The sequence below is a fragment of the Ralstonia pickettii genome, from assembly GCF_001699815.1.
Lineage (GTDB): Bacteria > Pseudomonadota > Gammaproteobacteria > Burkholderiales > Burkholderiaceae > Ralstonia > Ralstonia thomasii.
Genome location: NZ_MCGB01000081.1, coordinates 1 through 12,690 on the forward strand (window position 1 = coordinate 1; position 12,690 = coordinate 12,690).

The window sequence follows — 12,690 nt, forward strand, 5'->3', positions numbered from 1 at the left end:
ACACGTCCAGCGTGTCGTCCATGCCCAGCATGCGCTTGAGGCCATTCACGCCCCACAGGCACAGCAGGCCGGCGATGATGCCGAGCGCGATCGAACCCATCGGGCCGACAAAGCCGGCGGCCGGGGTGATGGCCACCAGGCCAGCCACGGCACCCGATGCGGCACCCAGCATCGAAGGCTTGCTCTTGCCGAACCACTCGCCGAAGCTCCACGACAGCACGGCAGCGGCGGTCGCCAGCAGCGTGTTGACGAAGGCCAGCGCGGCGCTGCCGTTGGCTTCCAGGGCCGAGCCGGCGTTGAAGCCGAACCAGCCGAACCAGAGCAGCGAGGCACCGACCATCGTCAGCGTCAGGCTGTGCGGCTTGAGCGCCTCACGGCCAAAGCCGATGCGCTTGCCGAACAGGAAAGCGCCCACCAGACCCGCCACAGCAGCGTTGATGTGCACCACGGTGCCACCGGCAAAGTCCAGCGCGCCCTTCTGGAACAGCCAACCCGACTTGGCCGTCATCACCTCGGCCGCCTTGGCGTCGGTAAAGCCGTCCGGACCCGGCCAGAACCAGACCATGTGGGCGATCGGCACGTAGCTGAAGGTGAACCACAGCACCACGAACAGCAGCACGGCGGAGAACTTCGCACGCTCGGCGAAAGCACCGATGATCAGAGCGCAGGTAATCGCCGCAAACGCGCCTTGGAAGGCGAAGTACGCGTATTCCGGCACCACCACGCCTTTGCTGAAGGTGGCGGCAACCGAATCGGGCGTCAGACCCTTCAGGAACAGGCGATCCAGCCCGCCGAAGAACGCGTTGCCCTCGGTAAACGCAAAGCTGTAGCCGTAGATGGCCCACAGGATGATGATGAGCGAGAAGATGCCCATGCACTGCATCAGCACCGACAGCATGTTCTTCTTGCGCACCAGGCCGCCATAGAACAGCGCCAGGCCCGGCAGCGTCATCAAGATGACGAAGGCGGTGGAGACCAGCAGCCACGCCGTGTCGCCCTTGTTGGGGACGGGCGCAGCAGCGGCGGGCGCAGCGGCAGCTGGAGCAGCTGCGGCGGCTTCGGGCGCCGCTGCGGGCGTGGGTTCGGCGGCCGGTTGCGGCTCTGCCTTGCGCTTTTTCCAGAAACTAAACATCGTAAAAGGCAGTCTATTTCGCCGTTAGAATCAAGCGTCGAATTTTATCAGACAGCCCTTATGCGCTCTTCCATGCGAATCGTTTCAAACCGGGCCCGGTCGCGCGTCTGGCAATTGGCCGCGATGGCCTTGGCGGCGGGCCTGCTGGCCGGCCATGTTGGCGCGCAGGAGCTGGCCGCTGCACCGGGCCGTCCGGTGGCCGCAGCCAGCAGTGCCAAAGTAGGTGCCAGCCAGTCCGACACGCACGAATACAAGCTGCCTAACGGGCTGCAGTTGATCGTCAAGGAAGACCACCGCGCCCCCACCGTGGCGCACATGGTCTGGTATCACGCCGGCAGCATCGACGAGCACAACGGCACCACGGGTGTCGCCCACATGCTTGAGCACATGATGTTCAAGGGCACCAAGGCAGTTGGCCCGGGCGAGTTCTCCCGCCGCGTGGCTGCCCTGGGTGGCCGTGAAAACGCCATGACAACGCGCGACTTCACGATGTACTTCCAGCAGATCGAGAAATCGCACTTGGCCGATGTGATGGGGCTCGAAGCCGATCGCATGGCCAATCTCCAGCTGACCGACAAGGAGTTCAAGCCGGAGATGAACGTGGTGAAGGAAGAGCGCCGCATGCGCATCGACGACTCCGCCCGTTCCACTGTCTATGAGCAGATGCTCGCCACGCTGTTCAATGCCGCGCCGTACCGCAACCCGACCATCGGCTGGCCGGGAGACCTCGACACGATGACGGTGCAGGACGCCCAGAACTGGTACCACGCCTGGTACACGCCCAACAACGTCACCGTGATCGTCGCGGGCGATGTGAAACCCGACGAAGTCTTCCGCCTCGCGCAGCGCACCTACGGCAAGCTCAAGCCGCATGCACTGCCGCGCCGCTATGCGCAGGAGGAGCCCAAGCAGATCGGCGTGAAGCGCATCTGGGTGAAGGCGCCGGCCGAGAATCCGTACGTTGTGCTGGCCTACAAGGTGCCGCGCCTGAGCGATGTGGAAAAAGACGTCGATCCGTATGCGCTGGAAGTCCTGTCGGCCGTGCTCGATGGCTATGACAACGCGCGCCTGCCGAGCCAGCTCGTCAAGGGCGAAAAGCGCATCGCCGACGATGTCAACGCCGGCTACGACGGTCTGAACCGCGGTCCGTCGATTTTCCTGATGGACGGTACGCCCGCCGACGGCCACACCACCGCCGAGATCGAACAGGCGCTGCGCGGGCAGATCGAGCGCATCGCCAAGGAAGGCGTGACCGATGCCGAACTGAAGCGCGTGAAGGCACAGGTTGTGGCCGCGCAGATCTACAAGCGCGACTCGGTTTTCGGGCAGGGCATGGAGATCGGCATGAACGAGATGAGCGGCCTGTCGTGGCGCTCCATCGATCGCCAGCTTGAGAAGATCAAGGGCGTGACGTCGGCGCAGATCCAGCACGTGGCGCAGACGTACTTCAGCGAAGACAACCTCGTCGTCGCCACGCTGCTGCCGCAACCGATCGATCCCAACAAACCGGCGCGCAAGCCCGTTCCCGGCATGCGCGATGAAGGAGGGCTGCGTTGATGCGCGCCATGTCTCTGACCCTCAAGACGGCGCTGGTCGCCATTGTTGCAGCGGCGGCCCAGAGTGCCCTGGCCGCGCTGCCCATCGAACACTGGACGGCGACCACTGGCGCGCGCGTGTACTTCGTACCAAGCCCGTCGATTCCGATGCTGGACATCAACCTCGACGTGGATGCGGGTTCGCGCTATGAGCCGGCTGCCAAGGTGGGCCTGGCCTCCCTCACAGCGGGCATGCTCGACAAGGGCGTCGCGGCGCAGGGCAACGCGCCCGCCCGCGATGAAGCGGCGATTGCCGACGCGTTCGCCGATGTGGGCGCGAGCTTTGGCGGCGGTGCCGGTGGTGACCGTACGAGCCTGCGCCTGCGCACGCTGTCCGACCCCGTTGAGCGCGGCCCGGCCATCGCGCTGATGACGCAGATCATTTCAGCGCCGACCTTTCCGGACGCCGTCCTCGCGCGCGACAAGCAGCGCCTGGTGGCTGCGATCCGCGAATCGTTGACCAAACCGTCGGTGCTCGCCGAGCGCGCATTCGGCAAGGCCATCTACGGCACGCATCCGTACGGGCAGACCGCTGCGCCGGAAACGGTGGAGAGCATCACGCGCGACGACATCGTGCGCTACTACCAGGCCAACTACACGGCTAAGCGTGCCGTGGTGACGCTGATCGGCGCGATCAGCCGCCAGGAAGCCGAGGCCATCGCCGAGCAGATCACGCGCGGCCTGCCAGCTGATGGCGCCACGCCGCCGGCGCTGCCTGACGTGAAGATGCCGCTGGCCAAGGCGGAGACGATCCGCATTCCGCATCCGGCGCAGCAGGCGACCATCATCCTCGGGCAACCGGGCATCGCGCGTGGCGACAAGGATTACTTCCCGCTGCTGGTCGGCAACTACGTGCTCGGTGGAGGCGGTTTCAGTGCGCGGCTGACGAACGAAGTGCGCGAGAAGCGCGGCCTGACGTACAGCATCGGCAGCTACTTCGCGCCCGCCGCGCAGCCCGGTCCGTTCGAACTGGCACTGCAGACGCGCAAGGACCAGACCGAGGAGGCGCTGGGCGTGGTGCGTGACACCGTTGCCAAGTTCGTCGCCGATGGCCCGACCGACGTGGAGCTAAAGGCGGCCAAGGACAACCTCGTCAACGGCTTCCCGCTGCGCCTGGACAGCAACCGCAAGCTGCTGGACAACGTGGCCAACATCGGCTGGTACAACCTGCCGCTCGACTACCTGGATACCTGGACGCAGCGCATCGCGGCTGTCACGCGTGACCAGGTGCGTACGGCATTCCAGCGCGCGCTGCAGCCGCAGACCATGGCGACGATCGTTGTGGGTGGTCCGGAGAAGGCCGCCGCGAATTGACGCACGGGGTCTTTATCCGAGAAACCGGCGGCATTTCCCGCCGGTTTTTGTTTGCGCTCGTTTTATGGGGCAACAGCCCCTAAAATCGCGCCCATGGCACCTCGTACCCCCAGCTCCAAAGGCCCCAAGGCCAAGACCGCCACGTCGCATGCGCGCGCACCTCAGCAGGTGCGCATCATCGGCGGGCAATACAAGCGCACGCCGCTCCCGGTGATCGACGCCGACGGCCTTCGCCCGACCAGCGACCGCGTCCGCGAAACGGTCTTCAACTGGCTCGGTCATGACCTGACCGGCTGGCGCTGCGCCGACATCTTTGCCGGCACCGGGGCGCTCGGCTTTGAGGCGGCTTCGCGCGGCGCCGCGCACGTGACGCTCGTGGAAAACCACGCCCAGGCTGTGCGCGCGTTGCACGCCATCCGCGACAAGCTGGGCGCACGCATGGTCGACATCGTATCGGGCGACGCCTTTGCCTGGCTCGCTCGCCAGCCCGATGCGGCGCTCGATGCGGTGTTCATCGATCCGCCGTTTGCACAGGACTGGACGTTACGCGCGTTGGAAGCCGCGGCCCGGGTGGTCAAGCCCGGCGGCGTGATCTACGTTGAAGCGGCGCAGCAGCTGGCGGATGTGAGTGCTGATTCACATGGTGGCGAGCCGGCCGCCGGCATCGGGCTACCGGCTGACCTGGTGCTCCACAAACACCTGCGCGCCGGTGCGGTGCATGCACATTTGCTGCTCCGCAAAAACGGTTAAACTACGCCGCTCGCAGCCGATGCATGAGCATCGGGCGGCACCTGCAATGCGGGTGCGCTCGATCGATATCGGCGGCACAGGCGGCAGGCTCGGGACCTGCCGCGCTCGATAACGCAACGGTGTCCGAATGCAGTACCGGCGCGGCCATGTCCCACGCCGACGCTTACGGATGCTCTTTTCCCCTTGGTGGAGGAACCATGGTGATCGCGGTTTATCCCGGCACTTTCGATCCGTTCACGCGCGGCCACGAAGACCTCGTGCGGCGTGCGTCCAACATCTTCGACGAGCTGATCGTCGGGGTGGCGCAGAGCCCCAACAAGCGGCCGTTCTTCGCGCTGGAAGAGCGCATCGAGATCGCCCGTGAAGTGCTCGGCCATTACCCCAACGTGCGGGTCGAAGGGTTTTCCGGTCTCTTGAAAGATTTCGTGCGCAAAAACGGCGCGCGCGTCATTGTGCGGGGCCTGCGTGCCGTGTCGGACTTCGAGTACGAATTCCAGATGGCCGGCATGAACCGCTACCTGCTGCCGGATGTGGAAACCATGTTCCTCACGCCGTCGGATCAGTACCAGTTCATCTCCGGTACGTTCGTCCGCGAAATCGCCGTGCTCGGCGGTGACGTCAGCAAGTTCGTGTTCCCGTCGGTCGAAAAATGGCTCAAGGAAAAGACCGGCAAGACGGAAGGGTCGGGCAAATCGGAATAAAATGACACTTTGGCGAGCGCTGGCTCGCCGGCCATTTCAAGGAAGGCATCATGGCGCTCATGATTACCGATGAGTGCATCAATTGCGACGTATGCGAGCCAGAGTGCCCCAACGGCGCGATTTCGATGGGCCCGGAAATCTACGTGATCGACCCGGGCAAATGTACCGAATGCGTCGGCCACTTTGACGAGCCTCAGTGCCAGCAGGTCTGTCCGGTGGACTGCATCCCCAAGGACCCGGCCCATGAGGAAACGCACGATCAGTTGATGCAGAAGTACACCCAGCTCACCTCCGCACCACCACGCGCGGCGTGAGCACACAAAAAAGAGACGGCTCTGGCCGTCTCTTTTCATTGTGCCTACCGTCTTGTTGGCGGTGCGCCTACTGGATTGGCAGCAGATCTTCCGGCCCTTCGTAGGCATAGCCGGGCTCGCAGACGATGCGGTAGTACGGGTAATGCGGATGCGGGGGGCGCGGCACGATCGGTGTGGGCGCCACAGGTGCTTGCGCGAACGGCTTCGGGCCATTGCCGGGTTGGCGAAGTGCGCCAGCAGCCGGCGCGGGAGGCTGGCGGATCACCGGCATCGGTGTCGGATAGGGTTGCGGATAGGGCAGCGGCCCAACGTAGACGCGATGGCAGTAGCGAACGCCCTCCTGCGCAACCACCACTTTCTGCCGTTGGTCGCGGCGCGCCTGTTCGGCCGCCTGCGCGGCCATCTGGGCCTCGCGGGCGTCTTCCGCAGCCTGCGCTTTGCGGCGCGCGGTTTCCATCTGCTGCACTTCGGCGGCTTCGGCGCTGGCGCGTTCGCGGGCAGCCTTCTGGTCGGCGGCGCTGGGCGTGTTGTCGATCAGCGGCACGGGCTTCGCACGCGTACCGCACGGATGGTCGGAATAGGTCGTCTGGCCGTTCTCGCTGCAGCGATACACCTGTGCGTGCACCGGCAGGCTGGCTGCAAGTCCGAGCGCCAGACCCGCCAGCACGGCGGGGCGTGAGGTCAGTATGGCGAACGGTGTCATGGCGGTGTCCTCAGTGCTGGCGGATCAGTGTGCGGTATGCAGGCGCATCATCGCTTTCTCGGCGTTGCCGGCAATCAGCTCAGGCAGCGCATCGAGGCTCTGGTCGATGGCGCGGTCGATGAGGTCCTGTTCTTCCTTGCGAGGCGCTTTGAGCACGAAGTTGGCGACGTCATGCTGACCGGACGCTGCCGTGCCCGGCGGCAACAGGTTGCGCGGATGGCCGATGCCAAGGCGCAGCCGCCAGAACTGTTGCGTGGTCAGATGTGCGGCAATGTCCTTCAGGCCGTTGTGGCCACCGGATCCGCCACCGAGCTTGAGCTTGACGGTGCCGGGCGGCAAATCCAATTCGTCATGCACGACCAGGATTTCATCGGGCATCACCTTGTAGAAGCGTGCCAGCGCCACGGTGGCCAAGCCGGAGCGGTTCATGAAGGTTTGCGGCTGGAGCAGCCACACCTCGTTGCCCCAAAGGTTGGCGCGGGCTGCATAGCCGTGGAAGCGCGTCTCGTTGCGCAGCGTCACGTTGCCCATGCGCGCGAGTTGGTCGACCAGCCAGAAGCCGGCGTTGTGTCGTGTCGCCGCATATTCGGCGCCCGGATTGCCGAGGCCGACGATGAGTTTGATCATGCGATTCGTATCAGTGTCAGGTGCAGGAAGCGCCCCTTGATCGTACAAGCATAGCTGCTTTCTACAGCCTGGAGACGGGGCGGCTCGGGCCGCTCAGGCAGAAAAAAAGCCCGGCGAGACAGGCTCGGCGGGCTTTTTTCGCTCGCACCGAAGTGCGAGGTGCGGCAACTTAGGCTGCCGGCTTGTCTTCGCCTGCAGCAGCAGCGCCTTCTTCGGCGGCAGCGGACTTCTCGCCAGCCGGCACGCTGATGTTGGCAACAGCCGGGTTCTCATCGCCACCGTGGGTGAGGATGGTCACGCCCTTCGGCAGCTTGAGGTCAGCGATGTGCAGGGTCTGGCCGATTTCCAGCGTACCCAGATCCACTTCGATGAACTCCGGCAGGTCGGCCGGCAGGCACGACACTTCGACGTCGTTCAGGATGTGGTTCACGATGCCGTGGCCCAGCTTCACGCCCGGTGCGGTTTCCTGGTTCAGGAAGTGCAGCGGCACCTTGACGTGGATCTTTTCCTTGGCCGACACGCGTTGGAAGTCGACGTGCAGAACCAGTTGCTTGAACGGGTGCAGTTGGAAGTCACGCAGCAGCGCCTTTTCAACCTTGCCAGCCACTTCGATGTCGAGGATCGACGAGTGGAAGGCTTCCTTCTTCAGCGCGTGGTACAGCGCGTTGTGATCGAGTTCGATCAGCTTCGGCTCGGCGCCAGCGCCGTAAATGATGGCCGGGGTCTTGCCGGAATTGCGCAGGCGGCGGCTCGCACCAGTGCCCTGAACGCTACGCTCGAAAGCGACAACTTTCATGATTGCTCCAAACGAAAAAGACGACTCGCGACCAAGCCGTCTGGTGAACGGAGCGCCATATTGCGCCCCGCAGACACCGCAGAAGAGCCGTCTAACCGACGTTTTCTGCAGTAAAGCCTTGAATTATAACAGTAAGCCGCTCGGGTGCCGAATTATTCAGCAAACAGCGACATGATCGAATCACCGCGCACGATGCGGGTGAAGGTCTCGGCCAGCAGCGGCGCGGTCGAGAGTTGGCGGATCTTGCCGCACTTGATGGCGTCTTCGCGCAGCGGGATGGTATCGGTCACGACCACTTCGTCGAGCGCCGAGTCTGCAATGCGGGCGGCCGCACCACCCGACAGCACCGGGTGCGTGCAATACGAGAACACTTGCTTGGCACCGCGTTCCTTGAGTACCTGCGCGGCTTTGCACAGCGTGCCGCCGGTGTCGATCATGTCGTCCATGATCACGCAGTTGCGGCCGTCGACTTCACCGATGATGTTCATCACCTCGGCGACGTTGGCTTTCGGGCGACGTTTGTCGATGATCGCCAGATCCACGCCGAGTTGCTTGGCCAGTGCACGTGCACGCACGACACCGCCGACGTCGGGTGATACCACCAGCAGGTCTTCGTAGTTCTTCTTGCGCAGGTCTTCGAGCAGGATCGGCGACGCGTAGATGTTGTCGACCGGGATATCGAAGAAGCCTTGGATCTGGTCGGCGTGGAGGTCCATCGTCAGCACGCGTTCGACGCCGGCGACCTCTAGCATGTTGGCCACGACCTTGGCCGTGATCGCCACACGCGCCGAACGCGGGCGACGGTCCTGGCGGGCATAGCCGAAGTAGGGGATGGCGGCCGTGATGCGGCGCGCAGACGCACGCTTGAGCGCATCGACCATCACCATCAATTCCATCAGGTTGTCGTTGGTCGGGGCGCAGGTGGATTGCAGGATGAATACGTGCTTGCCGCGCACGTTTTCCTGGATCTCGACCTGGACTTCACCATCGGAGAATCGGCCGACGAGGGCCTTGCCTAGCGGAATGCCTAGGTGCTTGACGACAGCTTCGGCGAGTTTCGGGTTGGCGTTGCCGGTAAAAACCATCAAGCCTTCGCTGCTCATCGGGGCACCTGTTTTTCGACTTCAGACGCGCCGGTCAGTTAACACCAACCGGGCTATTGCTGGAAATATGAGGAAGAAAATGGCAGGGGCGGAAGGATTCGAACCTACGCATGCCGGAATCAAAATCCGGTGCCTTAACCAGCTTGGCGACGCCCCTACACAACCTATCGGTTACCGCCTCCATTGCAGAAGCGATAACAGCAAACTTTACACAGCAAATCTTGCGAGCGGGTGATGCGTCAGACCTGCCGCACACCGACCTTCCCATTCGGAAGGCACCTGATCCGCCACCGCTTGCGCATGCTCAACGTTGTCGAACGGAGCAAATACGCAGGCGCCGGATCCGGTCATTCTTGCCAGAGGGCTGAACTGACGCAGCCAGACAAGTGCTCGGGCGATTTCGCCGTATTTCCTTTCCGCCACCGCTTGTAGATCGTTGCGACCGTAAGCGAAAACAATTTGTTGGTCAGGAAAGTCCGTAATTATGGTGAGTGGCGTATCGCGTGTCAACCCTTCATCTGAAAAAATTGCAGGGGTGGGCACATGCACGCGTGGGTGAATCACCACGAACGCAGCCGGCGGCAGCGTGATGGGCGTGAGTTTTTCGCCGATCCCCTCGGCGAAGGCGTTCTGGCCGAATACAAAGAAGGGCACGTCGGCGCCGAGCTTGAGGCCGATCTTCATCAGTTGCGCGCGCGGCAGATCAAGGCCCCAAAGGCGATTGAGCGCGAGCAGCGTGGTGGCGGCATCAGACGAGCCACCACCAAGGCCTCCGCCCATCGGCAGGCGTTTCTCGATGGCGATGTCGACGCCGTAGGTGCAGCCGGTTTCCGCTTGCAGCAGGCGCGCGGCGCGGATCACAAGGTCGTCATCGGCGGGCACGCCGAGGATGTCGGTGGTGCGCACGAGGCGGCGGTCGGGGCGGCGCGCGAAATGCAGCGTGTCGCTCCAGTCGATCAACTGGAAGACGGTTTGCAGCAGGTGGTAGCCATCGGGCCGGCGGCCGACTACATGCAGGAAGAGATTGAGCTTGGCAGGCGCGGGGCAATCACGCAGCTCGACGGGGGCGGAAGACATGGCGAAGCGAGGCGTTACTGGTCGAGCACGAGCCGCACCGAGAGCGGGCCGTTGGTGCCCTGCGGGCGATCAAGATCGAGCCGGCGGATGCCGACCTTGGCACCATCGGTGTTGTTGCCGTCGTCAGTCCAGGCGACGTAGTGGACAGTCCAGCCGTTCTGCTCGATGGTTTCGGGGCGCGATTGCGCATCGCGTGCCACGCGTGCCGGTGTGCCGGGCGCGGGGCGGGCGCGCAGCCAGTCGCGCAAGCCGGAGACCGGCAGCGAAAAGCCGAGCGCATCCTGCATCAGCGTGTCGACCTCGGGGGCGCGGCGAGGCGGCTGGTTCGGCAGTTCGAGCGTGGCGCCCTGGTTGCTTTGGCTGACGATGGCAAGCGTCTGGCCCAGCGGCGACATCAACTCAAGCTGCACGTCGGGTCCGCGCTCGCGCCACAGGAAGCTGCCGACGGCGCTTTGCTCGGCGTTGTTTTGCGTGTAACGGGCCGAGAAGCGACCTTGATAACGCGTGATGTTGGTATCGGCGTCTTGTGTGCCAGCGAAGAGATCGTTGGCTGGCCGCAAGCTTGCGCAGCCGCTGAACAGCGCGCAGCCAGCGCCGAGCATCAGCGCGCCAAGCGCGTGCGCGAACCGCATTGCCATCAATTTGTACTCACGGGAACATTGGGCACCGGCTGGCCGAAGCGGCGCAGCGTGTCGCGCAGCGTGGTGTCGTTTACGTCGAGCTTGGACGCTTCGGTCCAGATCTGGCGTGCGTCGTCCTGCTTGCCCGATTGCCACAGCACTTCGCCCAGGTGCGCACCGATTTCGGCTTGCGGGGCGGTAGCCCACGCCTTGCGCAGGATGTCAGTGGCGGCGGGCAGATCGCCGCGACGGTACTTGACCCAGCCGAGGCTGTCGGCGATGTAGGGATCGTCCGGCGCCAGCGACACGGCTTTCTCCAGTAGCTCCTGCGCCTCCTGCAGGCGCACGCTGCGATCGGCCAGCGAGTAGCCGAGCGCGTTGTAGCCGATGGCCTGGCCGGGACGCAGGTCGATCACCTTGCGCAGCAGCGTCTCCATGTTGTCGTAGTGGCCGTCGTGCTCTTCGAGCATCGCCAGTTGGTACGAATACTCGACGTTATCCGGATCGTTCTTGAGCAGCTCATTGACGCGGGCGCGGGCGCGGCCGTAGGCCTTGGCGTCCATCAGCATGCCGATTTCGGCCTGGCGGATGCCGTCCATCAGGGCCTGGCGGCGCGGGCCATCGGGCACGTCTTCGGAATCGGCGACGAGTTCATCGAAGGTCTGTTGCGCCTCGTCGATACGGCGCAGCTTGCCGAGCAACTGGCCGCGCTTGATGCCGGCTGCCAGCGCGGTCTGGCCATCGGTGTCGCCATTGGCCGAACCGGTGATCTTGTCGACCCAGCCGAGCGCGCCGGCGTAGTCTCGCTTCTCCTCGGCCAACTGGGCGAGGCCCTGGTAGCCGGGTTCTGGGCTCAGGGTGGGCGACTTGGCGGTGGCCGTGACGTATTCCTTCAGGTAACGCTCGGCGTCGTCGTACTGGCGCTGCTGCAAATTCAGCAGGCCCAGGGCAAGCGTGATGCGCGCATCGTTGGGCGCGATCTTCTTGAGCGTTTCGAATTCAGCGCGCGCCTTGTCCTGCTGATTGCGCACGAGGTACATGCGGGCGAGCGCCAAGTGGCCGTCGATGGACGCTGGCGCGGCTTTCAGGAAGCTGCGCAGGCCAGTGATGGCGGCATCGGGGTCGCTGTCGGCACGCAGTTCGGCGGCGAGGATGGCGGCGTCTTCATACCCGGGACGCAGCTTGAGCGCGGTGTCCAGTTCCGTCAGTGCGCCGGCGGTGTCCTTGGCGGCGACCTTCGCGCGGGCCAAGGCCAGGTGCGTTTCGGGGCGCTGCATGTCGTGCGAGGCGATGCGCTGCAGTGCGCCTACGGCACCCGCCGGATCGCTGCTCTTGGACATCTGCTGCTGCAATTGCAGCAGGGCATCGGCACGCTGGCCAGGCGAGACCTTGTTCAACTGCGCTTGGAGCATCGGTTCGACTTCCGACCACTGACCCGTTGCCACCAGCAGGAGCTGCTGCACCTGGCGTGCCGGCATGGACGTCGGCGACAGCTCTACCCACAGGCGCGTGGCGGTCAGTGCTTGCGCGGGGGAGCGCGTCAGAAATGCGATCTCGGTGGCGCGCTGGGCAAAGCGGGGGTCGCGCGTGTCTTGCGCGAGCCCGAGGTAGGTTCGGTATGCCGGTTCGACCAGCCCGCGCTGCAGCGACACTTCCGAGGCCAGCACGCGGTACATGATGTCTTCAGTGAGCGCGACGCGCGGCAAATCGGTGCGCTCGGACCTCAGCAGGCCGGGGCGTGGGCGCGAGCGTTCAATCTGGATGGCTGCGCGGCCGCCCGTGCCGCCTTCCTGCGCGGCCTGGGCAATGAGCGGGGCGCCAGCCACCGACTGCGACGACCACGCCGGCAAGCTCGTCAGCCCTCCCACCACCAGCGCGGCCAGCAGGGCCGTTCGGCTGCGCAGGAATCGCCGCGGGCGTTGCGTCGCAGGCGAACGGGAAAGGGCGTGAGGCATGGT

General features: G+C 64.5%; 13 protein-coding genes and 1 tRNA gene. 5 read left to right on the forward strand and 9 right to left on the reverse strand.

Annotation, left to right across the window (positions count from 1 at the left end; genetic code table 11):
* Nucleotides 1–1,132: ammonium transporter (locus BEK68_RS16485; RefSeq protein ID WP_249262932.1), on the reverse strand; the 1,132-nt coding region annotated here is incomplete at its 3' end.
* A 60-nt stretch (nt 1,133–1,192) separates the two neighbouring features.
* Here BEK68_RS16485 and BEK68_RS16490 point away from each other — a divergent pair.
* The 5 genes from BEK68_RS16490 to BEK68_RS16510 all read left to right on the forward strand — a co-directional run bounded on the left by BEK68_RS16490 (nt 1,193) and on the right by BEK68_RS16510 (nt 5,806).
* Nucleotides 1,193–2,689 carry a M16 family metallopeptidase gene (locus BEK68_RS16490; RefSeq protein ID WP_024542058.1) on the forward strand — a complete coding sequence of 499 codons (1,497 nt, stop codon included), beginning with the start codon at nt 1,193–1,195 and terminating at the stop codon, nt 2,687–2,689.
* Nucleotides 2,689–4,041, forward strand: a complete 1,353-nt coding sequence (locus tag BEK68_RS16495; protein ID WP_004633430.1) for a M16 family metallopeptidase — start codon at nt 2,689–2,691, stop codon at nt 4,039–4,041. Before BEK68_RS16490 ends, BEK68_RS16495 begins: the two co-directional genes overlap by 1 nt.
* A 93-nt stretch (nt 4,042–4,134) precedes the next feature.
* Entirely contained in the window at nt 4,135–4,791 is a 657-nt protein-coding gene (rsmD, locus tag BEK68_RS16500) for a 16S rRNA (guanine(966)-N(2))-methyltransferase RsmD (protein ID WP_009239189.1), read from the forward strand.
* Between the two features lie 197 nt (nt 4,792–4,988).
* Nucleotides 4,989–5,492 carry a pantetheine-phosphate adenylyltransferase gene (gene coaD / locus BEK68_RS16505; protein ID WP_004633426.1) on the forward strand — a complete coding sequence of 168 codons (504 nt, stop codon included), beginning with the start codon at nt 4,989–4,991 and terminating at the stop codon, nt 5,490–5,492.
* A 50-nt stretch (nt 5,493–5,542) separates the two neighbouring features.
* Nucleotides 5,543–5,806 carry a YfhL family 4Fe-4S dicluster ferredoxin gene (locus BEK68_RS16510; protein ID WP_009239188.1) on the forward strand — a complete coding sequence of 88 codons (264 nt, stop codon included), beginning with the start codon at nt 5,543–5,545 and terminating at the stop codon, nt 5,804–5,806.
* 67 nt (nt 5,807–5,873) lie between these two features.
* Here the strand turns inward: BEK68_RS16510 and BEK68_RS16515 are convergent, their stop codons facing one another.
* From BEK68_RS16515 to BEK68_RS16550, 8 genes are all read right to left on the reverse strand, one after another.
* Nucleotides 5,874–6,509, reverse strand: coding sequence for a DUF4124 domain-containing protein (locus BEK68_RS16515; protein WP_009239187.1), 636 nt, complete (start codon nt 6,507–6,509; stop codon nt 5,874–5,876).
* 24 nt (nt 6,510–6,533) lie between these two features.
* Nucleotides 6,534–7,136 carry an aminoacyl-tRNA hydrolase gene (pth, locus tag BEK68_RS16520; RefSeq protein WP_004633420.1) on the reverse strand — a complete coding sequence of 201 codons (603 nt, stop codon included), beginning with the start codon at nt 7,134–7,136 and terminating at the stop codon, nt 6,534–6,536.
* Between the two features lie 169 nt (nt 7,137–7,305).
* A complete protein-coding gene (locus BEK68_RS16525; protein WP_004633417.1) occupies nt 7,306–7,932 on the reverse strand; it encodes a 50S ribosomal protein L25/general stress protein Ctc in 627 nt (208 codons plus the stop codon).
* 152 nt (nt 7,933–8,084) lie between these two features.
* The gene (locus tag BEK68_RS16530; protein ID WP_004633415.1) at nt 8,085–9,035 is read right to left on the reverse strand and encodes a ribose-phosphate pyrophosphokinase; all 951 of its coding nucleotides are present in this window, start codon (nt 9,033–9,035) and stop codon (nt 8,085–8,087) included.
* Between the two features lie 80 nt (nt 9,036–9,115).
* Nucleotides 9,116–9,192: transfer RNA gene (locus tag BEK68_RS16535), tRNA-Gln, on the reverse strand.
* Nucleotides 9,193–9,242: 50 nt separating this feature from the next.
* Entirely contained in the window at nt 9,243–10,112 is an 870-nt protein-coding gene (ispE, locus tag BEK68_RS16540; protein ID WP_009239186.1) for a 4-(cytidine 5'-diphospho)-2-C-methyl-D-erythritol kinase, read from the reverse strand.
* A gap of 14 nt (nt 10,113–10,126) precedes the next feature.
* On the reverse strand, nt 10,127–10,750 hold the full coding sequence (gene lolB, locus BEK68_RS16545) for a lipoprotein insertase outer membrane protein LolB (RefSeq protein ID WP_004633409.1): 624 nt from the start codon (nt 10,748–10,750) through the stop codon (nt 10,127–10,129).
* Entirely contained in the window at nt 10,750–12,687 is a 1,938-nt protein-coding gene (locus tag BEK68_RS16550; RefSeq protein WP_009239185.1) for a tetratricopeptide repeat protein, read from the reverse strand. Before BEK68_RS16550 ends, lolB begins: the two co-directional genes overlap by 1 nt.
* Nucleotides 12,688–12,690 lie beyond the last annotated feature (3 nt).

What these genes read in the sequence shown, in the direction of transcription:
- BEK68_RS16490 (WP_024542058.1), top strand. Translation starts at nt 1,193, where the DNA reads ATGCGCTCTTCCATGCGAATCGTTTCAAACCGGGCCCGGTCGCGCGTC.
- BEK68_RS16495 (WP_004633430.1), top strand. Translation starts at nt 2,689, where the DNA reads ATGCGCGCCATGTCTCTGACCCTCAAGACGGCGCTGGTCGCCATTGTT.
- rsmD (WP_009239189.1), top strand. Translation starts at nt 4,135, where the DNA reads ATGGCACCTCGTACCCCCAGCTCCAAAGGCCCCAAGGCCAAGACCGCC.
- coaD (WP_004633426.1), top strand. Translation starts at nt 4,989, where the DNA reads ATGGTGATCGCGGTTTATCCCGGCACTTTCGATCCGTTCACGCGCGGC.
- BEK68_RS16510 (WP_009239188.1), top strand. Translation starts at nt 5,543, where the DNA reads ATGGCGCTCATGATTACCGATGAGTGCATCAATTGCGACGTATGCGAG.
- BEK68_RS16515 (WP_009239187.1), bottom strand. Translation starts at nt 6,509, where the DNA reads ATGACACCGTTCGCCATACTGACCTCACGCCCCGCCGTGCTGGCGGGT.
- pth (WP_004633420.1), bottom strand. Translation starts at nt 7,136, where the DNA reads ATGATCAAACTCATCGTCGGCCTCGGCAATCCGGGCGCCGAATATGCG.
- BEK68_RS16525 (WP_004633417.1), bottom strand. Translation starts at nt 7,932, where the DNA reads ATGAAAGTTGTCGCTTTCGAGCGTAGCGTTCAGGGCACTGGTGCGAGC.
- BEK68_RS16530 (WP_004633415.1), bottom strand. Translation starts at nt 9,035, where the DNA reads ATGAGCAGCGAAGGCTTGATGGTTTTTACCGGCAACGCCAACCCGAAA.
- ispE (WP_009239186.1), bottom strand. Translation starts at nt 10,112, where the DNA reads ATGTCTTCCGCCCCCGTCGAGCTGCGTGATTGCCCCGCGCCTGCCAAG.
- lolB (WP_004633409.1), bottom strand. Translation starts at nt 10,750, where the DNA reads ATGGCAATGCGGTTCGCGCACGCGCTTGGCGCGCTGATGCTCGGCGCT.
- BEK68_RS16550 (WP_009239185.1), bottom strand. Translation starts at nt 12,687, where the DNA reads ATGCCTCACGCCCTTTCCCGTTCGCCTGCGACGCAACGCCCGCGGCGA.